Below are 24,451 nucleotides of genomic sequence, written 5' to 3'. Positions count from 1 at the left end.
GTATCGGTATATAGGCACAATTCTGTTGCGATACTGTTGCGGACCTGATTCGAAGGTCTCAACGGCAGAATCGACAGAATAATCAGATCGGGAAGCCGCTTTCGGGCGGCTTCCTTTTATTTATGCAATAAAAAAGGCCGGCAGCCATTCTGCCGACCTTTGGGTGAGGTAGGGATAAGAGGGAACTATGAGGAATTTTGATCCTCAGGAAGCTTTAACATTTTGGCGCCCTCGATATAATCGGCGAATTCGACCTTGTCGACTCTCATGAGCCGATGAGTTATATCCATGATTTTCATTGCGGCTTCCTCAATATCGTTCAGCTTTGCCTTGAGCATTCGGTCCTTTTCACTCAGCTCATCATCGGGCTTGGCCAATTCAGGATATTGTCTGGGATACAGTTGAACGATGCCGAGTATGGCCTGCAGGGGATTATTGATTCTGTGATTTACGGTGGTCGCGGTTGCCCTGACGGCGAAAAGTTTTTCACTTTCGACAATTTTGTCCAGGTTGGCAACCAGCATTGCCATCGATAGCGCTGCCGCGAGCGCTTCCAAGAAGGTGTCTTCCCTGACCAGTGAGCCGACCCCGGCCTGAAGCCCGATGACGGCTCCAAGAATTTTATCAGCATTTTTGATTGGTAAAGTAAAGCTCGTGACCGGCTGCTCTCCCCCAAATGATACATAAGCAAAAATAAGGTGGCGGTCTTTTCTAAGATTTTTATAAAGCTCGTCCTCCAGTTCCTCAAGTAGAGTTTTGTGCCGACTGTGCTCGGCATGAGAAACCGTTAAAACCGGCTCGAATCGATCGTCCCACAGGATCATCATTGCCGCGGCCAAACCCAGGAGACCAGCCGTTTCTTTCAAGGCGATATTGGCGGTAGCGGCCGGTTCATCACCTGCTGTGGCTGAAAGAGCTATCTCCTTCATTATTTCGAATTGAATATGGTAGTTCTTTTCTTTCAAGTCAGGATACCTCGATGACCAGTCAACGCAAAAGTCATGCCCTTGAAGAAATATTTGGACCTTCGATAAAGGCTAGAACCTGTTAAATCAGCCAGGCGTAATTACTAATCTTATAATAGCTTATAAATTGGGCAGAAAGGTCATCAAGATTGAGGGCGGCCGCAGCGCCAAAGAGTGCAAAGCATTTCATACTTTTGACAAATGAATTTGCATTCTTGCTTGACATTAAAGGGGTTGGATGTTAAATTCATTTTTTTCCACGTGAGGGGAAATGATAGAAGATCATATAATTAACGACAATTGCGGCGTCTTCGGCATTATAGGAACACTACGGGCCGCCGAACTGACCTTTTTTGGTCTATATTCACTTCAGCATCGCGGCCAGGAATCGGCCGGTATCGTTACGGCCGGTAACGGCAGTGTCAATATTTACAAGGGCATGGGTGAAGTCAATGAGGTTTTTTCGGAAAAGAAACATCTGGCCAGACTCAAGGGGAAAATTGCTGTCGGCCATACCCGGTACTCCACGACCGGAGCCTCTTCCCTGACCAATATCCAGCCTCTTCTGATAACTAACCGAAGCCAGAAACTGGCCGTGGCCCACAACGGCAATCTGACCAATTCATTCTTATTAAGGCAGAAATTGGAGAAAGCCGGTTCTATTTTTCAGACTACATCCGATACGGAGTTATTCCTGCACCTTGCGGCCTTGTCGAAAAAACGCACCTGGCTCAGCCGCATCTGTGAAGGTTTGACAAAGGTCGAAGGCGCTTATTCACTTTTGTTTTTGACGGAAAATTCACTCATTGCCGCGCGTGATCCTCTTGGTTTTCGGCCTCTGGCACTGGGACGCTACAATGGAAGTTATATAATAGCATCCGAAACCTGTGCCTTCGATATAATCGGTGCCACCTATATCAGAGACATTGATCCCGGTGAAGTTCTGGAAATTACGCTGGATGGTCAAATGGAGTCCCGTCATCCACTGAAAAGCCGCAACCACACTTTCTGTATTTTTGAATATATTTATTTCTCGCGTCCCGATTCGATTGTCTTCGGAGAAAATGTAGATAAAATCCGCCGCCGTTTGGGACGGCAACTGGCCCGCGAACATCCCGCCGACGCCGATATCGTCATCGCGGTTCCCGATTCAGCCACCACCGCGACAATCGGTTATTCCGAGCAATCGGGTATAAAGTATGAAATCGGCCTGATCAGGAACCATTATGTCGGCCGGACCTTTATCGATCCGGAACAGAAAATCCGCGACCTTGATGTCAAGGTCAAGTTCAATCCGGTCCGCGGTGTTCTGAGCGGCAAGAGAGTCGTTGTGGTTGATGATTCGATTGTCCGCGGGACGACATCGAAGAAGCTTGTCAAACTAATTCGGTCGGCCGGCGCCAGGGAAATTCATCTTCGGATTTCCTCGCCGCCTATTATATCTCCCTGTTTTTTCGGTATCGACATGCCGACTCGCGAGGAGCTTATTGCCTCCTCCAAATCGGTCAGGGAAATTGAGAAATATCTCGAGGTCGATTCACTTGGGTATTTGTCGATTCCCGGTATGCTGGGAATGCCGTCACTGCCTGACAACAGTTTCTGCGTCAGTTGTTTTTCCGGGAAATATCCTCTTAGAATAGAGAAAAACCAGAACAAACTGCGGCTGGAAAAGGTCTGATTCCGCCTCTAATTTTGCCCGGACATTCCGATAATCTAAAAAAACAGTCATTGACAAGATGGCGCCCGCTGGTATATTATTATTGACGCCAAATACTCGCAATGAACTGAACGCTCCAGCAGCTCTCTGAATGTTTTATTGAACGAACATTGGAGGAAGAATGATCAAGCCTGTCTTTGCACTTCTTGCCGTTTTTTTACTCATTGCGGTCATTTTTGCCGTCTCGGTTTCAGCGCCGGTTAAAGAAGATATAAAATCCGGTGGTTTGTCTCTTATCCCCAGAATGGCCCCTGTAAAGCCCGCTGCGGTCAAAATATCGCCTCAGGCGGACCTTGCCCGGGTTATTGTCAAATTTCGTGAAGAGAGCGATGTCAGGCTGCGGGGCAATCAATTTGTGTCGCTGAAAGGGCAAGCTTTGGGGACGACAAACAGCCTTTTAAGGCCCTATTTGAATGGGCAAATCGACAGGCTGTTCAGCAAATCCGAAGAGGCGCTGAACAAAGACAAGTTTATTTATGAGCTTCGCAGCGGACATGAACTGGCTGATCTAAATTTGTACTATTCCCTCGATATTTCCGGCCACGGTGAAGCTGAAACGATTGTCAACCAGCTCAACAAACTTGAAATCGTGGAAATGGCTTATGTCGAACCGCGCCCGGAGCCGGCCGAGGATATCGATCCGCCTACCTCCGATTATGAGCCGCTGCAGACTTATCGGCTTGCCGCTCCGGCCGGGGTCGATGCCGTCTATGCGAAGACTCTTTCCGGCGGCGACGGGTCCGGTGTGAAAATAATAGATATCGAGAATGAATGGAATCAGTCGCATGAAGACCTCGAGAAAGCGGCCGGAGCCATTATCGGGTTAGGCGACAATCCCTATGGTGATCATGGCACCGCTGTATTGGGCGTTATGATTGGAGGTGACAATGGTTACGGCGTGACCGGCATCTGCTCCGGGGCCGATGTCGGCATGGTTTCGGCTTATTATTACGGCATAACCAATGCCATCCTTATCGCCGCCGACAACCTGCAGGCCGGAGATTTGATGCTGATTGAAATACACTCACCCGGTCCGCGATATGACTTTCAGGTGCGCCTGGATCAGCTCGGATATATTTGCGTGGAATACTGGCAGGATAAATTCGATGCCCTGCAGTATGCCTGGGCCAAGGGTATTATTGTCGTCGAGGCGGCCGGAAACGGTGCCGAGAATCTTGACGATGTTATTTATGAACAGCGCTTCGATACGACTTATCGTAATTCTCATGCCATTATTGCCGGAGCGGGAGCTCCGCCAAGCGGCAATTTTGGCGTTGATCGATCCCGGCTGTCTTTTTCCAATTACAGCGAACGGGTGAACCTGCAGGGTTACGGATATGAAGTCTTCACCACCGGCTATGGCACCTATTGGAATGCCGGCGGTGATCCCGACCAGTTTTATACCAGCAGCTTTTCGGGGACATCATCGGCCTCCCCGATAGTCACCGGTTCGGTTGCCTGCCTGCAGGGATATTATAAAAATTTGTATGGTGTCCCCTTTGACGCCGATTATGCCAGGGAAATATTAAATTCCACCGGATCACCGCAGCAGGGCAATACTTCCGAACACATCGGTCCCCGGCCCGATTTGGCTGCGGCAGTAGCGGCTCTCGCGGCGCCGCCTTCGCTTTACACCAGCCCGATATATATCGACACTTCGCTTACCGAAGGAACCGTGGAGGAAATGCCCCTATGGGTGCATAATCGCTCAGGCAGCAGTGCCATTGATTTTACCGCGGTCAGTGCCGACAGCCTGGCAAAATCAGGCATGTCGGTTTGGCTCGGTGTTGCGCCGGAAAGCGGCACGGTGCCTCCGGATGATTCTGTTTTATTGGCAGTTTCGCTTGATGCCTCGACAATCGAGGACAGACTTGAAATTTATAAGGGAATAATTAATATAAATTGGGGAGTATCCGGCGGCAGCCTCGATTCGATCGAATATGTCCCGGTATTCCTGACGGTGCCTTGTATGCCCGAGACTACCTACGCCGTTACCTCGAGCGGTGACCCCGAAGGGTCCCCGTACAATTGGATTGAAATAAAGGATATTGGAACAAAGATACCCTCGACAGCTTATTATAACAATTATGCCCCCCAGCCGCTTGATGACGGGACCGCCGGACCTTTTACTCTGCCTTTCGATTTTCCATTTTATGGCGACGGCATGACTTATAGCCAGATATATGTCGGAGTCAACGGAGCGATTTCATTTACCGATCCCGATGTCAATATCAGCGGCTATTACAGCAGTTTCGATATTCCGGGAGCGCCGTTCAGCACTTTGATTTCGCTTTTCTGGAATGATCTTCTTCTCGGGACCGGTCACGGCGCACATGGGGCCATATATTATTATTTTTCACCCGGCAATGATACCGCAATTGTCGAGTGGTACCAGCTCGGCGGTTATAATGCCACCGATGACACCCTGACAACCTTCCAGGTCATTCTGACTTCAAACGGCAATATCAAATGCCAGTATTATGAAGTCGGTTACACCGGTTTAAATTCCTCGGCAGTGATCGGTCTCAGTGCCATGGGTTGTACCGCCACTCCATATCTTGATACCGGCCTGCCGCCGGAAAATATTGTGAATAATTCGACGGCGGTGATGTTTCGCGTGGCCCCGGATCCGGTCGGATCGGGCGATGTCAATGGTGATGGTGCTGTAAACATCCTGGATGTAACGGCCCTGATCAGTTATTTGTATAAAGGCGGGCAGGCTCCGGAGCCTCTTGAGGCTGCCGATCCTAATTGCAGCGGCAATGTCAATCTTCTCGATGTGACTTATTTGATTTCTTATCTATATAAGGGCGGCCCGGCGCCGTGTTTCTATTAGCCAAAGCAATCTAAAAGTATAAATAAAAAAGCCGCCATTCGGCGGCTTTTTTATAAAGCTTTTCTATCAAATAAACGGGAAGGCGCACAATCGTGTAAGTTCCAGCCAGTATCCCGGTAGAAGGCCAAGAATCAAAGTTCCGGCGGCTGTGATAAAAAGCGCCAGGATCAAGGCGGGTTGGAAAGCAACCGGGCGGAAATCAACTTCCGCCTTGCCGAAATAGGACACGACTATAACCCTCAGGTAATAATACACCGATACAAAACTATTCATGACCGCGATTATCACCAGCCAGATATATCCCTGCCTGACCGCTTCGGAGAAAACATAAAATTTGCCGAAGAATCCGGCGGTCGGCGGAAAACCGGCCAGCGCAAACATGAACAACGCCAGAAAAGCCGCCAAAAACGGGTGCGTTTTCGACAGCCCTTTCATTTCATCAAGTTGGGCTTTGCTTCCGGCGCGGGAGTCGATCATGGTAATAATAACAAAACCGCCGAGATTGAAGAATGTGTAAGCAGTCAGATAATAAAGGGCCGATGACACGGCGCCATCTCCCCCGGCCGTCAGGGCAACCAGAATATAGCCGGCATGGGCAATCGATGAATAAGCCAGCATCCGCTTTATATTGGGCTGGAAAATGGCCATCAGGTTGCCGACCGACATCGTCACGACGGCAAGCACCCATAATATCGGTGTCAGGTCGGTCAGGGCCGGGAACCCATAAATAAAAATACGCAGTAATGCGGCGAATCCGGCGGCCTTGGGGCCGACCGAAAAATATCCGGTTACCGGAGTCGGCGCACCCTGATACACATCAGGAACCCACATATGGAAGGGTACCGCCGCTACCTTGAAGGCGAAACCCACTAAAACCAGTAATGCTCCCGGGATGAGGAAAGTCCGCGATTTCATCATGATGAAATCAAAATCGGTGATGATTCTTCGAAGATCGGTGGTTTCCGAGGCCCCGTATATCAGCGCAATACCATAGAGAAGGAAGGCGCTGGCGAAGGCTCCCATAATGAAATATTTTATTGATGACTCATTGGACTCGAGATCATGTCTGGCCAGACCGGCCATCACATAAAGCGGCACCGACATAATTTCAAGACCCAGGAAAATTACGACCAGGTCGGAACTCGATGCCATCGTCATCATACCCACGGTGCAAAACAGCACCAGCGGATAGAACTCGAATTTTTCTATGTTGCGGGCAACCAGATAAGATCGGGCCATCAACAAAGTAATAATACCGGCGGTTATGAAGATGATATTAAATAAAACGGCAAAGTTGTCAATCATGACCATTCCAAAAAATCCCGATTGCGGGTCATTCCATTGCCGAATGGTCGGGATAAGTGCCACCGCCAGAGCGGCGATTGAGAAATAGGACAGGACCGCTTTATCGCGGAGAAAATTCCCGATCAACAGAATAATCATTCCCGCTATCAGAAGAACAATTTCCGGGGCGATTATCCCGAAATTCAATGATGCCGAACTAATATCCATAAATTCTCACTTACTCATGCCGGTCGGCCTGAACATCATCCTCTATTACCACAGTTCGCTGTTGACTTGTATCTTCATATATTTCGAGCGGTTTCTTTTCTTCGCCGGCGGCCAGTTTTTCACGGGCCTTCTCCACCCGGCTGAGAATATCGTTCACGGCTGGTTCTATCCGGTTCAGGAACGGTTTGGGATAGATGCCGATCCAGAATATTAAAATTACCAGCGGAATCAAAACCAGCTTCTCCCGCCCGTCAAGATCCTTCAGATTTTCATTTTCCGGATTTTCCAGCTTGCCGAATATGACACGTTGCAGCATCCACAGCATATAGCAGGCGGCCAGAATTACTCCTGTCGCCGCCAGTATGGCATAAACCTTATTGGCGCCAAAAGTTCCGAGGAGTATCAAAAACTCGCCGACAAAACCATTAGTGAAAGGCAGGCCGATCGATGACAGCGCGGCAATCATGAAGAAGGTTGAGAAAATCGGCATCGACTTCGCCAGTCCCCCGAAATCGGCAATCATCCTGGTATGACGGCGTTCATAAATCATCCCGACAAGAAGGAACAGCGCGCCGGTCGAAATACCGTGATTTATCATCTGAATCACCGATCCCTGCATCCCCTGGACGTTCAGCGCAAACATTCCCAGCATGACGAAACCGAGATGGGAAACCGACGAAAACGCCACCAGTGATTTCACGTCACGCTGCACCATGGCGACCAGCGCCCCGTAAATAATACCGATAATCGATAGAATCGAAATCAGCGGGACAAACTGTAACGTCGCTTCCGGGAAAAGCGGCAGACAGATTCGGATAAAACCGTATGTCCCCATTTTCAGCAGAACGCCCGCAAGAATGACCGAACCGGCTGTCGGCGCTTCGACGTGGGCGTCGGGGAGCCACGTATGGAACGGCCAGATAGGGACTTTGATGGCAAAGGCCAGGGCAAAGGCCAGAAATATGTATGTCTGGGCGCCCATTGGAATCGGCATATCGTACATTTTTAGCAAATCAAAAGTATATTCTCCGGTGTAACCATGATACATGAAGAACAGGTACAACAGGGCGACCAGCATCAGAAGCGACCCGAACATGGTGAACAGCACAAATTTTATGGCCGCATATATTTTCCTGGGTCCGCCCCAGACTCCGATGATGAAATACATCGGAACCAGCATCGCTTCCCAGAATACATAGAACAGGAACAGATCGAGTGATACGAAAACACCAATCATTCCGGTTTGGAGTAAAAGCATCGAGATGAAGTAGCCCTTGATACCGGTTTTGACCGCGTTCCACGATGAGATCATTATTATAGTCGAAAGAATGGTCGTCAGCATAATCAAAAGCAGCGAAATGCCGTCGATCCCGAGGTGATAATGAATGCCGAAACCCTGCACCCAGGGAATATTGATTTCGAACTGCATCCCCTTTGCTACCGGGTCGAACATCATATACATCCAGATCGACCAGAGCATATTGATAAAGGCTATGATAAGGGAAATAGCCTTTATTGAATCATGCCTCTCTTTTGGTACAAAAAGAAGCAGGATAATACCCACCAGCGGGAAAAATGTCACCAATGTCAGAATCTGGTTTTCCATATCAGTTAAATATTATAACAAGTCCCAAAATTACAACCACTCCGACCAGGAAGATAGTCGTGTATGTTCTCAGTACACCGGATTGGGCAGGGCGCAGGCTGGTCGATATATCCCCGATCACAACGGCCATGCCGTTAATGAAGCCATCTATTATAAGCACATCGAAAATTTTCCAGAGAAACTTCGAACCGACCACGAGCGGCGTGACAATAATGACATCATACAATTCATCGATAAAATATTTTCCATAAAGAAGCTTGTGAATCCCGGACAGGCTGTTTTTCAATTTACCGGCCGCGGCGATATTTTTGATGTAGAAATGATAGGCAAGGTAAATAAATATAAGTACCAGGACCACGGAGCCGGCCATCAGGACCAATTCGGTCGTTGCATTGTTGCCGGCCGACGCCAGGGTATGTTCTCCCTCACCCGAATGCGGCAGACCTTTCATCACCGGTTCGAGGAATTTCTCGAAGCGGTTGCCGCCGCCCAGAAGATGCGGTATGCCGACATATCCCCCGATTATGGAAAGTATCGCCAGAATCGACAGAGGGACGGTCATCACTTTGGGTGATTCATGCAGATGTTCTTTAGTATGTGAATCCATCCGCTCCTGACCGAAGAAGGTCAAAAATACCAGGCGGAACATATAAAATGCGGTCAGCCCTGCGGTCAGAAGACCGATCAGCCAGATCCAGATGGACCCGTGATCCGATGAAAACGCTTTCCACAAAATTTCATCTTTGGAGAAGAAACCGGAGAGTCCCGGAATACCTGCAATTGCGAGAGTGGCGATCAGGAATGTCCAGAATGTCACCGGCATTCTCTTCTTAAGTCCGCCCATGAAGCGCATGTCCTGCTGTCCGGACATGGCGTGGATGACGGAGCCGGAGCCAAGAAACAACAGGGCCTTGAAAAAGGCGTGCGTCATTAGATGGAAGATTCCGGCGCCGAAAGCGGCGACGCCACAGGCGGTAAACATATACCCAAGCTGGCTGACGGTCGAATATGCCAGCACGCGCTTAATATCGTTCTGAGCCAGGGCAATGGTGCCGGCGAATATGGCCGTGGCCACGCCGACAATAGCCACCACCGTCAGGGTGGCGGGCGCCATCATATATAAAACATTGGAACGGGCAATCATATAAACGCCGGCGGTGACCATGGTGGCGGCATGGATCAGGGCCGAGACCGGTGTCGGGCCCTCCATGGCATCGGGAAGCCACACATATAAAGGTATCTGCGCCGATTTGCCGGTGGCCCCGAGAAACAACAGCAATGTCGCCGCTGTTATGAGACCGCCCCCGGTTATAAAAACCGAGTGGGCGACAGCCGGATCAAGCGCCGTTTTGAAATCCAGCGATCCGGTCTGCCAGAAAATTATGAACATGCCGAGGAGGAACCCGAAATCGCCGATGCGGTTGACGATAAAAGCCTTTTTCCCGGCATCAGTCGCGGACTTCTTCTCAAACCAGAAGCCTATCAGAAGGTAGCTGCATAAACCGACACCTTCCCAGCCGACGAACATCAGCAGATAGTTATCGGCCAGAACCAGCATCAGCATCGAAAAAATAAACAGATTCAGGTAAGTGAAATATCGTCCATAGCCGGGGTCATGGCTCATATACCCGATGGAATATACATGAATGAGGAAACCGACTCCCGATACGACCAAAACCATAATCGCCGACAGCGGATCAAGCATGAATGCGACATTTACATGAAGCTGCCCGGCAGGTATCCAGGTAAAGAATATATTTTCAATTACTCGGGCCGTTTCGGGCAGGGATAGTAAATCGAAAAAGAATTTCAATCCCAGCAGGAAGGACAATCCAACCGAACCGCAGGCAATCAGCGAAATCATTTTCTTGCCAAGGCGCCCGAGCAGAAGGCCGTTGAGCAGGAAACCGATTAACGGAATCAGCGGAATCAGATATAACGGTTGTTCCATCTCGTCCTATTCCCTACCTTTTCAACAAATTGAAATTATCGGCGTTTATGGATTGTCGGTTTCTGAATATCATAATAATGATAGCCAGCCCGACAGCCGCTTCGGCTGCGGCCACGGTAAAGATGATAAACACAAAAACATGACCGTCAACGACATTGTTCATCCTGGAGAAAGCGATGATGGCCAGATTGGCGGCATTCAGCATTATTTCCACCGACATGAACATAATAATCAGGTTCGTGGAGACGATAACACCGGCCGTTCCGACGACGAAAAGGATAGCGCTCAGAATCAAGAAATTGTCAATCGGTACCATCAGGCATCTCCATGCGTATCAGTCTTATCTTTTTTGGCTATCACCACAGCTCCGACAATGGCCACCAGAAGCAAAATAGAGGTCAGCTCAAACGGATATAAGTACTCTTTGAACAGGTGTGATGCTACCATTTCTACCGAACCAAAGTCCTCAGGAACCGACGCCAGCTGGCTTCCCACCTTCTGCGAAAGCGCCAATTGCTTGAAAATGGCCGCAAACTCGACCAACAGGATCACGGATATTACTACCTTGGAGGCGCGGCCCATAACGGACTGCTTACCACCGAAATGCTCGCCGCGAAGATTGAGCAGCATTATCACAAACAGGAACAGGACCAGGATGGCGCCGGTGTAGATGATTATAAGCAGGGCGCCGACAAAGAGGGCGCTCAACTGTACGTATAAAATCGCCTGGGCCACCAGCGAAACCACCATATATAGCACCGATGCAACCGGATTGCGCTGGATAATCATCATGACAGCGCCGCCGACGGCGATAATGGCTGCAAAATAAAATATTATCAGGTTGAGCATTCCCTAAAAAATCCTCCTGACCTTGCGAATAATCCGTTTGAAACGTTTTTCCTTCTTGGGACGATTCGCCAGCATTTGCTCCTTAGTATATATAAACGAGTCGCGGTTGTCATCAGAAAATTCATACTCATGCCCCAGAAAAATAGCTTCTTCGGGGCAGGCTTCCTCGCAGAAACCGCAGAAAATACAGCGCAGAAGATTGATCTCGTAAATCTTCGCATAACGCTCGCCTTTTTCGGTTTCGGCGGGCTCCATGTATATGGCATCAGCCGGGCACGCCGCCGCGCAAAGGCCGCAGCATACACAGCGCTCGGTACCATCATCGTACATTTCAAGATAGTGCTTGCCTCTGTAGCGTGGCGCCATCTCCATCCTGACTTTCGGATACTGCATCGTCACCGGTTTCTTAAACAGGTGCTTGATGGTCGTATAAAAGCCCTTGGGAAACGCCATAAGGACTGTCTTGATTAAGTCAATTGCCATAATTCAATCTTGCATTAAAGCCTGTAAATTAGAGCCGTTACCAGTACATTAAACAGTGCCAATGGGAACAACACCTTCCATCCGAGATTCATCAACTGGTCGTACCTGATTCTCGGCAGAGTCCCGCGCACCCAGACATAAAAAGCCATGAACAAAAACACTTTTATACAGAACCAGACAACCGGCGGGAGGAACGGTCCCTGCCAGCCGCCCAGGAATATCGTCGTGACCACCGACGAAACAGCTATCATATTGGCATACTCGCCGATGAAAAACATGGCGTAGCGAAGCGATGAGTATTCCGTCAGGTATCCGGCGACCAGTTCGGATTCCGCTTCCGCCAGATCGAAAGGAGACCGGTTGGTTTCGGCGATGCCACATATGACGAACAGCACAAAACCGAGAGGCTGCCTGAAGATATACCAGTCGAAGAAATGTTCCTGTTGCGCGACAAGTTCCTTAAGCGAGAGTGTTTGGGCAATAACCAGGACGCCGATGATCGAGAGGCCGTAGGCAATTTCATACGATATCATCTGCGCCGAAGAGCGGATGCCGCCCAGCAAAGAATATTTTGAGCCGGATGACCATCCCGCCAGAACGATACCGTATACCCCGAGCGATGTTACGGCAAAGATAAACAGGATGCCTATATTCAAATCTGAAATTACCATGTCGATTTGCTGACCCATAATGGTGATCGTATTGCCGAACGGAATCACCGCGAATGACAGCATGGCCGGAATAAAAGAGACAATCGGCGCGAGAAAATAAGTGACCTTCTCCACCCTGTTCGGAACGATATCTTCTTTGAAGGCAAGTTTGATGGCATCGGCAATCGGTTGAAGCAGACCAAAGGGGCCGGCCAAATTGGGCCCAATGCGGTGCTGAAGACGACCGACAAATTTGCGCTCCAGCCAGGTCGCATAGGCGCAACCGGTCAGAATAGCCACCACGACCACAATAACCTTGATAGCTGTCGCTACTATAAAGGCAGTCATACTCATTTCTCTTCAACCCTGCTAAGTTTGACTCGGTCGATTCTTCTTTTGCGCATCTGTAATATATTGGCCGGCATGGTGGAAAAATTCCTGGTTACCAGCGCCACATCATTATCCAGCAATTCCGATATTTTAACCGGCAGGATTGCTTTGCCCACTTCCGATTCGACCCTTATCAGCATCCCGGCTTCAGCGCCAAGTTTCTCGGCCATGGCCGGTGATATCTCGACACTGGCCTCATTGCAAAAGGCCGATAATGACCTGGATTTCTCGGTAAGATGTCCAAAGTGGTGCAACTCATCAATTACAACCAATGGTGTCGGATAATTGTTATCGATTTCTTCAGGAACATATTTGACCTCAAGAAGATTCTTTCCGAGTTTTAAATCTTCCCGGATGTCCTGAAGCGCCTTAATTTCGCCGTCAAGTTCTTTGACTTCCTGGTATAACGGCGTTTTCAATTCCGCTGCAATGCGGCTGACGATTTCATAGGCCGGCAGCGAATGCCCCACCGGTTTGAGACCCGCATGGAATTCCTGAACCGTCCCCTCGAGGTTTATAAGAGTTCCATTATACTCGGCCCAGCTTGAAAGCGGCAGGACAACGTCGGCTATAGTTGTCGTTTCCGTCTCGAAAAGATCGGCCACTACCAGAAAATCGAGTTTTTCAAAGCCCTCTCGGACAAATTGTCCGTCGGGATAGGTAATTATAGGATTGGAGCCGATCACCAGAAGTGAATCAAGCTCTTCCTTCTTGGCGGCAAGAATCATCCGGTCCGAAGCCAGCCCCGGGCTCTCCGGATAAGTCTTCCACAACGTCTTCATCTTATCTTTTATCGTATCCGAAAGATGCGGCATAACGCCGAGTTTTTCGGCGCCTTTGCTATTGGAATATTTGGATAATAATCCTATTTGACCCTTTTCTGCGACTCCAGCCAGGGCGATCAGATTGGAAATTGAGGCCGTAAGTTTTTCACGCTGGGCGGATGAGGAAATGGACTCACCCACAATAAGCGTAATATTTTTGGCCTCGTATATGGCTTTTGCCAGGGCCTCAATCCGTTCCTTTTCTACCCCGGCGGCATTTGCCGCAGCTTCGACTGTATTGGGATCGAGAAGGCCCTTATAATTACCGGTATTTACACCTGGCGACGCCAGTCCTTGATTGATAATGCTGATGCAGATACCATTGATCAGCGCCTCCAGCGAACCGATCTTATAAACTATCTCATCGGTGGAAATATCGCCCGACTTGGTGACAATCGGATTGATGGTGAAAAGCTTTGCTCCGAGTTTGGTCACCGCTTTTCTGACACGTAGGTTGACTATCGGCTGTTCTTTAATCAGGTCGGAACCAATCACAAGAATCATGTCCGATTTTTCGATATCCGCGATCTTGAATGGCAGAGACGTCATTTTCGAATAAAGATCACCATAGCTCTCCGGCAGCATATTATAGTCGGTTCGAAAATCGACATTATTGGAGTTTAAGGCCGTCCGGAAAAACTTGGAAAATGCATGCAGTGATCTGGAATCGACATTAGGCGAAATCAGGCCGCCGATGCAGACACCGCCCTTTTTATCCTTGATTTCGGTGAATCTGCGGGCAATCAGGCCGATCGCCTCCTCCCAGCTCACCGGGACCTGAACATCCCCTTTTTTGACGAGCGGAGTCGTCAATCTGCCATCGGCGTTGGCGATCTGGTAGCCATAGCGGCCGACATCGCACAACCACCCCTCATCGATGGCATCATTACGGCGTGAAGTGGTCCTGAAGATGCGATTGCGCCCTTTCCAGAATTTTATATTGCACCCATTGGCACAGAAATTACAAATCGAATCGGCCGTCTCGGTTTTCCAGACGCGAATCTTGTAGCGCCAGTCGCTGTTGGTCAATGCGCCGACCGGACAGATCTCCACCAGATTCCCGGAATAAAGGTTATCGACTTTCTCACCCGGGGCGGAATCGATTTCTGCCATATTGCCGCGCTGGTAAACTCCGATATCGAACTCGCCGAATATTTCCTTATTGGAACGAACACACTTATAGCAAAGAATGCATCGATTCTGGTTGCGGATAATTTCCGGGCCGATTCGGTAATCATCGAAAGTGGATTTTTTATCACGGATAAATCGATATTTCCTGAAGTCGAACCGGGAATCATCGATACCATGAGCGAAAGTAAGGTCCTGAAGGTCGCATTCGCCCCCCTTGTCACAGGTCGGGCAATCGAGCGGATGATTCAATAAGGTGAATTCAATAATTGCCCGTCGCCCCTGCTTGACCTTTTCAGAGTCAGTATGCACGACCATATCGGGCAGTGCCTCGGTGCAGCAGGAAACCTCCAGCTTGGGTCTTTTTTCCACCTCGACATAACACATACGACAGGCGCCGACCGGTTTTAGCTTGGGATGCCAGCAAAATGTGGGAATTACGATACCGGCCGACTTGGCCGCCTCAAGGACAGTCGTGCCTTTGGGGACGGTTACCTCGCGGCCATCTATCGTAAATTTAACCATGTTCGTATTATCAGCCATTACTTAAACTCAAACTCCGATTTCACCATACAGGTGTGATTTTTTATGTGGTGCTCCCACTCGTTCCGAAACAGCTTAATCGATGACTGAATAGGCATAACGGCCGCATCGCCCAGCGGGCAGACCGTCCGGCCCATTATATTTTCGCAAATCGTTTCGATCTTTTCGATGTCGCCCTCTTTACCTTCACCATGCTCGATTTTCGAAATAATTTGCTCCAGCCAACCGGTGCCCTCACGGCAGGGCGTGCATTTGCCGCAGGATTCATGTTTATAAAAATGAATCAATCTTTCAATTACCCAGACCATACAGGTTCGATCGTCGATGACAATAATCCCGCCGGAGCCCAGCATCGACCCGGCCGCCGCAATCGATTCATAATCGAGCGGCGTGTCGATCTGATTGGGCAGCAGAAACGGTGTCGATGAACCGCCCGGTATGATCGCTTTCAATTTGCGGCCCTCAGGGACACCGCCGCCAAGTTCATTGACCAGATAGGACAACGGCGTGCCGAGTTCGACTTCATAATTGCCCGGGCGATTAACATGACCGGAAAGCGAGAAAATCTTCGTCCCCGGCGATTTTTCGGTGCCCATGGATTTGTACCACTGAGCGCCGTTATTGATCACATGCGGCACGCACGAGAGTGTCTCGACATTGTTGACAATGGTCGGGCAGGCGTACAATCCCTCGATAGCCGGAAACGGCGGGCGAATCCGCGACATCCCCCGCTCACCTTCGAGTGAATTAAGAAGAGCAGTTTCTTCTCCGCAAATATAAGCACCGCCGCCGGTATGCACGATCATATCAAGATCGAATCCGGTGCCGAAAATATTTTTGCCCAGAAATCCTTTTTCATAAGCCTCGGCGATCGCTTTTTCCATGGTTCGGTACGGCTTTACGAATTCGCCGCGAACATAAATAAATGACAGGTGACTGTCGATGGCATAGGCGGCGATACACATTCCCTCGACCACAAGATGCGGATCCTGTTCCATCAGAACGCGGTCCTTGCATGTCCCCGGCTCCGATTCATCGGCATTGCAAACCAGATATTTCGGCTTGGGACTGCCCTTGGGAATAAAGCCCCATTTGACGCCGGCCGGAAAACCTGCGCCGCCGCGGCCGCGAACACCCGCTTCTTTGACCTCGGCAATGACGTCCTCGGGTTTCATCGTCTTGAGCACTTTTTCCCAGGCTTTGTAAGCTCCCCTGGAAACGGCCTTATCGATCCTCACCTGCTCAGGGTCATCTATATTTTTGAAAAGGACTTTCTTTTCCATATCAGGCCTGACCTCTCAACTGGTTCAGAATATTGTCAACCTTGTCCCTGGTCAGGTTTTCATAATACTTATCATTTATCTGCATCATCGGGGCGGACGCACAGCTTCCCAGGCACTCCACCGAAATTAGAGTAAAAAGGCCGTCGGTTGTGGTCTCGCCTTTTTTAATATCCAGTTTTTCTTCCAGATATTGAATCAAGCCGTCGGCGCCAAGCAAGGCGCAACTTATGTTATGGCAGACCTGAATCAGATATTTCCCTACCGGCTCCTTGGGAAACATGGTATAGAATGTTGCCGCTTCGGCAATCTCGAGCGCAGGAATATTTATTATTTCAGAAATCTCATGATATATTTCGTTGCTTAAATGGCCGACCTGGAAATAAGCCACAGTCAGGGCCGGAAGGATAGCCGACTTTCGGCGAGGATAGCGCACCATCTTTTCCCGGATTTTTTTGACTGATTCGGCATTAAGTATCATCGATCCACCTCGCCCAGGACAATATCAATCGAGCCGATACAGGCAATAACATCGGCCACCAGTCCGCCCTCGACCAGTTTCGGCAGCGCGGAGAGATTGACGAATGACGGCGGCCGAACGCGCATGCGATGCGGCTTGTTGCTGCCGTCGGAAGAGATCAGGAAAGCCAATTCGCCCTTGGGGGATTCAATTGCCTGATAAACCGATCCGATTGGCGGCTTGAAGCCTTCGGTAATAATCTTGAAATGGTAAATCAGCGATTCCATTTTGGACAGGACATCTTCTTTGGGCGGCAGTACCACGCCCGGTACATGAGCCCGATACGGCCCCTCGGGCATGCCATCAAGGGCCTGTTTGGCGATACGAAGCGACTGCTTCATCTCTTCCATGCGGACGAGATACCGGTCATAAGTATCGCCGTTTTTGCCCAGCGGGATGTCGAATTCGAATTTTTCATAGCCACTGTACGGCGTCGCCTTGCGAACATCATAATTGACGCCGGATCCTCTCAGGATGGGCCCGGTGACGCCGCAGTTGATGGCATCTTCCGGCGAAAGAACGCCGACGCCGATGGTTCGTTTACGGAATATTTTGTTGTCATTTAATAATCGCTCGTAATCCTGTATTCCCTCGGGGATTTTCCTGAGGATCCTTTTGACCTTCTCGTCGAAGTCTTTGGGAAGATCGTAGGCCAATCCGCCAATTCGAAAATACGTGGTCATCATTCGCTGCCCGGCACAGGCTTCATACAGGTCAATAATTAATTCCCGATCGCGGAAAGCGTACAGCAGCATCGACATGGCGCCGATGTCAAGAGCATGGGTGCCGACCCAGACCAGATGAGACATCACCCGCGTAAGTTCGGTCAACAGAACGCGGGCATAAACGACTTTTTCCGGAACCTCTATCTCCATCAATTTTTCCACGGCCAGACAATAGCCGAGATTATTGGACATCGGGGCCAGATAATCCATCCGGTCCGTGACCGGGATGGCTTTATAGTAAAGTTTGGATTCCGCCGTCTTCTCGATACCGGTGTGCAGGTAACCGATATGCGGAGTAGCTTTCACTACCGTTTCGCCGTCAAGTTCCAGCTCGACTCTCAAAACACCATGGGTGGCCGGATGCTGCGGCCCCATATTGAGGTTCATGGTAGTTCTTTTGGACTCGACGGTCATAAAATCACCTCAGGGGGGTCATCCTTATTAAAGGAAAACTGGGGGACTTCATAGGTCAGCGGGAAGTCCCGGCGAAGTGGAAATCCCTCAAGATCATCCGGAGTCAATATTTTGGTCAAATTGGGATGGCCGGTAAACTCAATACCCATCAAGTCGTACACTTCCCTCTCCAGCCAGTCAGCCGCTTGCCAGAGGGGTGTCAGGGAATCTATGACGGGGTCATCTCCGGATAGGCGAACCCTTATGAGAAAACGATATTTGTGCTTAAGGGAAAACAAAACATAAATTACTTCAAAGCGCCCGTTCTTTTCCCCAGCATGGCCCAACCAGTCCAGCGATGTGATTTCGGACAGAAACTTAAACTCCAGTTCCGGACTGTTGAGGAGCGCCTCGCAGATTTCGTAAAGGTATTCCCTCTTTATATAAAAGGACTGCTGGTCGCGGAAAATATCTTCGCGAATCAGCGCCTCTTTGAAATTCGAGTCAAAAAATTCTCTTAGTTTCTCTTTCATCTATATAAACCAGATGCCATTTCAGTCAATACAATGTCGGCTCAGCCTTTGCTGTCCGGCTTCTTTCGAAGCGATTCCTTTTCGACCTTTTCATACAGTTTTATAATACCGTTAATAAGCTGTTCCGGGCGCGGCGGACAACCGGGTACATACACATCTACCGGGATAATCTTGTCAACTCCCTGCAATATGGCATAATTGTTGAAAACGCCGCCACAGGAAGCGCATGCGCCCATAGAAATGACCCATTTGGGATTGGGCATCTGCTCATACAGCCGCTTCACGATCGGAGCCATTTTCATCGAAACCCGGCCGGCCACGATCATCAGATCAGCCTGCCGCGGCGAGGGGCGCATGACTTCCATGCCGAATCGGGCCAAATCATAGCGTGGCCCAAAAGTGGACATCATCTCGATGGCGCAACAGGCAAGACCAAAGCCAAACGGCCACATTGACCGCTTCCGGGACCAATTGACCATTTTATCCAGCGTGGTCAGGATAATCGAATCCGGTATTTTTTCTTCTATTCCCATTTCAATGCCCCTTTGCCGAGTATATAGAAGTATCCCACCAGAAGTATGGTAATAAATACGAGGATCTCGACAAAACCGAATAATCCCAGTTTCTGATAAATGACCGCCCATGGATAAAGAAAAACCACTTCGATGTCAAAAAGTATGAACATGACAGCAATCAAGAAGAATTTAACCGGGAAACGTTCCTTAGTATCGCCCTTCGGGATTATACCGCTTTCATACGGTTCGTATTTATATCCTTCGGAGGTCCGGCGGCCAAAAAGAATCGAGGCGCCGGCCATGACGACTGCTATAAAAGCCGCCACACCTACCAGAAACAAAATCGGGAACAAGGTCTCAAACATGTTTTAACTGCACCTTCGCAAATTTATTAAGCAATAATTATAGATATTATAAGTAATCAAGTCAACAATTATTTGTGAAAATTTTAACAAAGCATGGGAAAATCTATTCTTTAATGTAATGCAAATGAAAGACTGGCGGGGGGCCATCTTTGTTTTATAAGTACATGATAAATATATGATTATATTTTCAGATTCCGATTCTGATGTGATTGGAAAAGATCCAGCCCCTTTTTTTCTTGAAAAGTTCGACACGATATAAGCCGCGTTCTTTTGGATTTATCTCATACTTGGTGCCGAATGTTTCAGATTGCAGTTTTCCATTTCGAATCAGACGAATTGTGGCCTTATCGGGGGCTTTGACCGTAATGAGACACTCATTATAATCCGACAGACTGCCTCCTGAAGCCACCGTTTTTGATCCATCAGTGGCCGTGAATTCGAAACCGGAAGCATCTCCCCATCGGAAATTCGAAATGAAAAGGCGGCAGTCCCTGACAGTGTCATAAACCTGCTTTCTTGCTGCAGCCAGGTCAGGGGATAATTTTTCCGGCAAAAGAAGATGAGTCCGGAGTGATTGATACTGGACCTTATATGGGAATATTATAACCCGAAAAGGCCCCAGCTTGAGCGGATAGGCATGAACATCGATTCCGGCCACACCGGATATTTTTTTCTTGAGATTCAAGTCATCCCATATTTGTAAAATCCGAGCGGTAGGCGCCTGCATCGACCGCCGGGGAGAAAACAGCATTTTGATTTTATTGTAAGGTTTAAGCTTTTCCATCCATTCCGACATCTGGTTCCATATTTCGATGCTGTCAAAGCCGACCGCGTCCCAGGCCAGCCATGGGTATGAAGGGTATTTCCCCACCCGTGGCCTGATTTCGTCCGGATGTGCAATGATGCCAAGGGCCCCCTGGCGGGCGCCTTCGGCGACATATTCCTGCGGTTTCATATCGGCGGGCAGGACCTTATCCGATTCGAAAAGAAGGTAATGATTGCAGTCCTCGAGGTCATTATGTTCATAACCTATCAGAACCAGGGTGTCATTATAATAACCCTCTTTGGCGGCAAAACGATAATCGAGATTCATGTGGTCCGCCACCAGAATAAAATCCAGGTTGACAGATGAAGCGATCTCGGCTACTTCGTCAAGATCTTTGGTTCCGTCGGAAGCCGTGGTATGAATATGAATACAGCCCTGGTATTCGTAATGTCCGCCCGATTTAATCACTTTTGATGCCTCTCTCCCCCGCTTTCGGGCAGTTTTCTGAAAATATACAAACCAAGCGCCATCATTATGATCAATGACAGCACTCCCAGCCTGTAAGGCATTTTGACGGCTTGAGTGTCGCTCAGGTATAGGCTTCCCGCCAACCAGGCGCCAATCGGCCGATCGACGTTGAAGAAATAAACCACCAGTCCCCAGACGACCGGCCCAATCACGGCGGCCGCCCGGCCCGAAAGCGAGTAAAGACCGAAAAAACGCCCGAGTTCTTCTTTGGGGACCATTTCCGCCAGAAATGGCCTGGAGACGGTCCAGATGCCGCCAAGTAAAACGCCCAATATTGATCCAATAATATAGATGACAATAATATTGGAGGTAACAATAAAAAACAACAGCGTCACAATCCAGCCCCATACGATGTAAGTCATCATCTTTTTTAGGCGGGATGACTGAGATATTTTGCCTATTACAAATGATCCGATCATCGCCGATACCGTCGATACAATCATAAATATGGTCAGGTCGGCATCAGAAAATCCCAAAACAAATGAGGAAAAAATGCCCATATTCAGAATTACGGTGGCGATTGCGTCCTCGAAGAAATAATCCGCAATCAGGAAGCGAAGGACACCTGGATATTTTTTGGTTTCCCTTATACCCTCCCACACCTCTCTGTAAGCCCGGCTTATCTTTATCTTACTATGTCCGTGGGCAGTCTTTTTTTCTTTGACCCATATAAATAATGGTATGCTGAATATAAGAAACAGAATGGCGGTCGGCACGAAGGCGCCTGTCTTACCGCTGCCGGAGATACCCGGGATATCGAAACCGAAAACCGATCCGGTCACCCAGGGAAGCACCAGAATCATGCCCACAATCGACCCGGTGTAGCCCATCGCGACGCCGAAACCGGAAACCAGGCGCGCCTCATTTCCACTTGATACCGAATACAGGAGAGAATTGTAGAAAACCATTCCTCCCTCATAAAAGAAATTCGAAAAGGCAAAGGCGATAATGATGAGCATGAATAATGACGGCGGCAATATTGGTATAATACCTATCCAGATGCAGCAGGTAGCGGTGAAAAGGAAGAGAAACATCTTTTTCTTTTTCGAGTGATCGGAGACCGCCCCCAAGGCGGGCATAATCAGGCCGGTTAGAAGCATCGACAGTGAATAAGCGATATCATAGTAAAGACCGTCATGGCCGAGATCTTCCACCACCCATCTTTTGAAATACAACGAAACGATATTCATCGAGTAGATGGTATTGGCAAAGTCATACAGAGACCAGCTGATAATTTCCTTGCGGAATATATGTCCGGGTTTATTCAAAGTTCGAGTTTATCAGAAATGGTTAACATGCCGTCCCGGACCAGAAGCAGAAATTCATTCAACTCCAATCCGAGATTTGAACAGGCCGCCATTGCCTCGCGCGAGGCGCCGGCGGCAAAACGCTTTTCCTTGAAACGGCGAAGCATGAACTCCTCATCGACATTGACCAGTTTTTTCGAAGGATGCATCAGGGCGCAGGCGACAATAAAGCCGGTCGTCGGGTCCGTGGCAAATAAGGCCCAGTCAAGCCTGCTTCGACAGGGCGCATGACCGGGATGGCAGCGGATGGCATATATCATTTCCGGGGGGAGGTTATAATCCCTGAGCCAGTCTTCGGTTATGAAAGTGTGTTCGTCGGGTTTCTTGAGCGTGACATCATAATCTAGATCATGCAGCAGTCCGGTCAAACCCCAGAGTTCCCGATCCTCGCCAAAATGATCGGCCATAATCAGCATGCCTGCTTCCACGGCCAGAATATGTTTTCGCAGATTCCCGTTCTTAATTTTTGCTTCCATCAGGGCCAGGGCGGTGGGGCGGTCAATCATATTATAAACCTCTTATTTGACTTGGCTTGATGAATTATATATAATTGACCATGAAAAGTCAAAAGCCGAACTTAACTTTATAAAACAACTTAACCGATAATAGGGCCATGGACCTTAACGAGAAAAATGGAAACGCGAGAATCATCATCGCCGGTGCAATTCTGGCGGTGTTGTATCTATTGGCCGGTTCCCTGCCAATCAAGCATCTCTGGGGATTTAATTTCCTGAGCTATTTGCCATGGTTCAGCTTACCGGTCTTTGGCCTTCTCTTTTTTCTCGCGTTGCTGCCGCCGTCGGCCGACAGAATATATTCAATTGTTCACAATATCTTTCGGAAATTCAATGGTCTGTTGTTGACCTGGAGAATAATCATTATTGTCGCACTTTCGATCTCGGTTTTTTATTTATTTCGGGTTCACGTTCATTCCCTCGGTGACGGCTACCAGCGAATTTATCAAATCGAACAGGGATATCTGTATTATCACACAGAAGTTCTTGATTTCTTTTTACATGGTGTTCTGTATGCCGCCTTGAAACTGGTCGGCATCTTCTCCGGCGAGACAACTTATATTATATTCAGCATCGCCGCCGGGACCATTTTTGTTCTGGCAGTCTATCTGTTCCGCTTTACGAATGACGACGAGTTCGACAATGGCCCGATAATAAAAGTACTGATTGTTACATTTGGCGGACTGCAGTTGTTCTTTGGTTATGCGGAATCATATTCGTTGTTTTATGTTTTCAGCCTGCTCTATATTCTTTATGCCGTAAAATTTATGCTTTCGCGACGGGGCCTGTTGACTGCCTCGATAATGCTGGCGCTTGCCTGCGCCTCGCATATCACGTCACTTGTTCTGGTGCCGTCATTTGTATATTTGATTTATCATAACCAAAAAAACGTAAAGCCGAAAACTTTTGGAAGCAAATATCCGCCGATCATCATTTCGTTTACCGTGGTGGCCGCCGTTCTGGTGCAGGAAATCCTTCTTAGAGTCAATATCGGAGAATATATTACTTCGGTGTCGGGAGGATATCTGCATCTTCTCCCCTTCTCTGATTATACCATATTGTCGCCGATGCATCTATTTGATGTCCTGAATGAAATCCTCGTTGTCGCGCCGGTTGCATTAATACTTTTTATTGCCGGGATTAGTTCGACAAACACCGGAGCTCGTAAGAAGTTGAATATTTTTCTTCTTATTGCCGGGTTATCCGCCGGTTTGATGCTGATGATTATTGACCCAAAACTGGGTTTCCCCAGGGATTGGGATTTATTTTCGATTCCGGCGGCTATACTGGGTCTGGCGGTGTCGATATACTTCATAAACAAAATTAATTTCAGTCGGAAAGCGCCATATGTAAAACTGATTACCGGATTTTTCCCGGTGATTTTGTTATCGGGATGGGTTTTGATGAATTCCTCTTTGAAGGGGCAATTGACCCGCGCTGAAGATCTACTCACTCTGAAGTTCCCCCGATTTAGTGGACACGGAGAAAGGATACTATTATTATGATTCTTTCTCATCCTGAGTCCCGAAGGACAGGAGGTGTTCAGATGT

21 protein-coding genes are annotated in these 24,451 nt (G+C 48.8%); 3 read left to right on the top strand and 18 right to left on the bottom strand.

Going from position 1 to position 24,451, the window contains the following annotated elements:
- Window positions 1-185: 185 nt before the first annotated feature.
- Window positions 186-965: a hypothetical protein gene (locus tag CVT49_15040; GenBank protein PKK82196.1), complete on the bottom strand. Its 780-nt coding sequence runs from the start codon at window positions 963-965 to the stop codon at window positions 186-188.
- Between the two features lie 271 nt (window positions 966-1,236).
- Here CVT49_15040 and CVT49_15035 point away from each other — a divergent pair, with 271 nt between their 5' ends.
- Both CVT49_15035 and CVT49_15030 read left to right on the top strand, forming a co-directional pair.
- Window positions 1,237-2,643, top strand: a complete 1,407-nt coding sequence (locus tag CVT49_15035) for an amidophosphoribosyltransferase (protein ID PKK82195.1) — start codon at window positions 1,237-1,239, stop codon at window positions 2,641-2,643.
- Window positions 2,644-2,803: 160 nt separating this feature from the next.
- The gene (locus tag CVT49_15030) at window positions 2,804-5,518 is read left to right on the top strand and encodes a hypothetical protein (protein PKK82194.1); all 2,715 of its coding nucleotides are present in this window, start codon (window positions 2,804-2,806) and stop codon (window positions 5,516-5,518) included.
- Between the two features lie 66 nt (window positions 5,519-5,584).
- Here the strand turns inward: CVT49_15030 and CVT49_15025 are convergent, their stop codons facing one another.
- The 17 genes from CVT49_15025 to CVT49_14945 all read right to left on the bottom strand — a co-directional run bounded on the left by CVT49_15025 (window position 5,585) and on the right by CVT49_14945 (window position 22,889).
- The gene (locus tag CVT49_15025) at window positions 5,585-7,030 is read right to left on the bottom strand and encodes an NADH-quinone oxidoreductase subunit N (protein PKK82193.1); all 1,446 of its coding nucleotides are present in this window, start codon (window positions 7,028-7,030) and stop codon (window positions 5,585-5,587) included.
- 10 nt (window positions 7,031-7,040) lie between these two features.
- Window positions 7,041-8,636 (bottom strand): NADH-quinone oxidoreductase subunit M, encoded by a 1,596-nt coding sequence (locus CVT49_15020; protein PKK82192.1) that lies wholly within the window; start codon window positions 8,634-8,636, stop codon window positions 7,041-7,043.
- Window position 8,637: 1 nt separating this feature from the next.
- Window positions 8,638-10,587, bottom strand: a complete 1,950-nt coding sequence (locus CVT49_15015) for an NADH-quinone oxidoreductase subunit L (protein ID PKK82191.1) — start codon at window positions 10,585-10,587, stop codon at window positions 8,638-8,640.
- A 13-nt stretch (window positions 10,588-10,600) separates the two neighbouring features.
- Complete coding sequence (locus CVT49_15010; GenBank protein ID PKK82190.1) at window positions 10,601-10,903, bottom strand: NADH-quinone oxidoreductase subunit NuoK; 303 nt, start codon at window positions 10,901-10,903, stop codon at window positions 10,601-10,603.
- Window positions 10,903-11,436: an NADH-quinone oxidoreductase subunit J gene (locus CVT49_15005; protein ID PKK82189.1), complete on the bottom strand. Its 534-nt coding sequence runs from the start codon at window positions 11,434-11,436 to the stop codon at window positions 10,903-10,905. Before CVT49_15005 ends, CVT49_15010 begins: the two co-directional genes overlap by 1 nt.
- A 3-nt stretch (window positions 11,437-11,439) precedes the next feature.
- Window positions 11,440-11,889: an NADH-quinone oxidoreductase subunit NuoI gene (locus tag CVT49_15000; GenBank protein PKK82199.1), complete on the bottom strand. Its 450-nt coding sequence runs from the start codon at window positions 11,887-11,889 to the stop codon at window positions 11,440-11,442.
- A gap of 44 nt (window positions 11,890-11,933) precedes the next feature.
- Window positions 11,934-12,917 carry an NADH-quinone oxidoreductase subunit NuoH gene (locus CVT49_14995; protein PKK82198.1) on the bottom strand — a complete coding sequence of 328 codons (984 nt, stop codon included), beginning with the start codon at window positions 12,915-12,917 and terminating at the stop codon, window positions 11,934-11,936.
- Between the two features lie 2 nt (window positions 12,918-12,919).
- Window positions 12,920-15,454, bottom strand: a complete 2,535-nt coding sequence (gene nuoG, locus CVT49_14990; protein PKK82188.1) for an NADH dehydrogenase (quinone) subunit G — start codon at window positions 15,452-15,454, stop codon at window positions 12,920-12,922.
- Complete coding sequence (locus CVT49_14985) at window positions 15,454-16,737, bottom strand: NADH-quinone oxidoreductase subunit F (protein PKK82187.1); 1,284 nt, start codon at window positions 16,735-16,737, stop codon at window positions 15,454-15,456. Before CVT49_14985 ends, nuoG begins: the two co-directional genes overlap by 1 nt.
- Before the next feature lies 1 nt (window position 16,738).
- Window positions 16,739-17,215 (bottom strand): NADH-quinone oxidoreductase subunit NuoE, encoded by a 477-nt coding sequence (locus CVT49_14980; protein ID PKK82186.1) that lies wholly within the window; start codon window positions 17,213-17,215, stop codon window positions 16,739-16,741.
- Entirely contained in the window at window positions 17,212-18,393 is a 1,182-nt protein-coding gene (locus tag CVT49_14975) for an NADH-quinone oxidoreductase subunit D (GenBank protein PKK82185.1), read from the bottom strand. The genes CVT49_14980 and CVT49_14975 overlap by 4 nt, the downstream gene beginning before the upstream one ends.
- Window positions 18,390-18,905, bottom strand: coding sequence for an NADH-quinone oxidoreductase subunit C (locus CVT49_14970; protein ID PKK82184.1), 516 nt, complete (start codon window positions 18,903-18,905; stop codon window positions 18,390-18,392). The genes CVT49_14975 and CVT49_14970 overlap by 4 nt, the downstream gene beginning before the upstream one ends.
- Window positions 18,906-18,946: 41 nt before the next feature.
- Complete coding sequence (locus CVT49_14965; GenBank protein PKK82183.1) at window positions 18,947-19,438, bottom strand: NADH-quinone oxidoreductase subunit B; 492 nt, start codon at window positions 19,436-19,438, stop codon at window positions 18,947-18,949.
- A complete protein-coding gene (locus CVT49_14960; protein PKK82182.1) occupies window positions 19,429-19,785 on the bottom strand; it encodes an NADH-quinone oxidoreductase subunit A in 357 nt (118 codons plus the stop codon). Before CVT49_14960 ends, CVT49_14965 begins: the two co-directional genes overlap by 10 nt.
- 187 nt (window positions 19,786-19,972) lie before the next feature.
- Window positions 19,973-21,019, bottom strand: coding sequence for a histidinol-phosphatase (locus CVT49_14955; protein PKK82181.1), 1,047 nt, complete (start codon window positions 21,017-21,019; stop codon window positions 19,973-19,975).
- Window positions 21,016-22,347, bottom strand: a complete 1,332-nt coding sequence (locus CVT49_14950) for a hypothetical protein (GenBank protein ID PKK82180.1) — start codon at window positions 22,345-22,347, stop codon at window positions 21,016-21,018. Before CVT49_14950 ends, CVT49_14955 begins: the two co-directional genes overlap by 4 nt.
- A complete protein-coding gene (locus CVT49_14945; GenBank protein PKK82197.1) occupies window positions 22,344-22,889 on the bottom strand; it encodes a phosphohydrolase in 546 nt (181 codons plus the stop codon). Before CVT49_14945 ends, CVT49_14950 begins: the two co-directional genes overlap by 4 nt.
- 110 nt (window positions 22,890-22,999) lie before the next feature.
- Here CVT49_14945 and CVT49_14940 point away from each other — a divergent pair, with 110 nt between their 5' ends.
- A complete protein-coding gene (locus tag CVT49_14940) occupies window positions 23,000-24,406 on the top strand; it encodes a hypothetical protein (GenBank protein ID PKK82179.1) in 1,407 nt (468 codons plus the stop codon).
- Window positions 24,407-24,451 lie beyond the last annotated feature (45 nt).

It is taken from the genome of candidate division Zixibacteria bacterium HGW-Zixibacteria-1 (assembly GCA_002838945.1).
Classification (GTDB): Bacteria; Zixibacteria; MSB-5A5; order GN15; family PGXB01; genus PGXB01.
The sequence above is the reverse complement of the archived record's forward strand: the minus strand, read 5'-3'. Positions and strand labels throughout refer to the sequence as shown.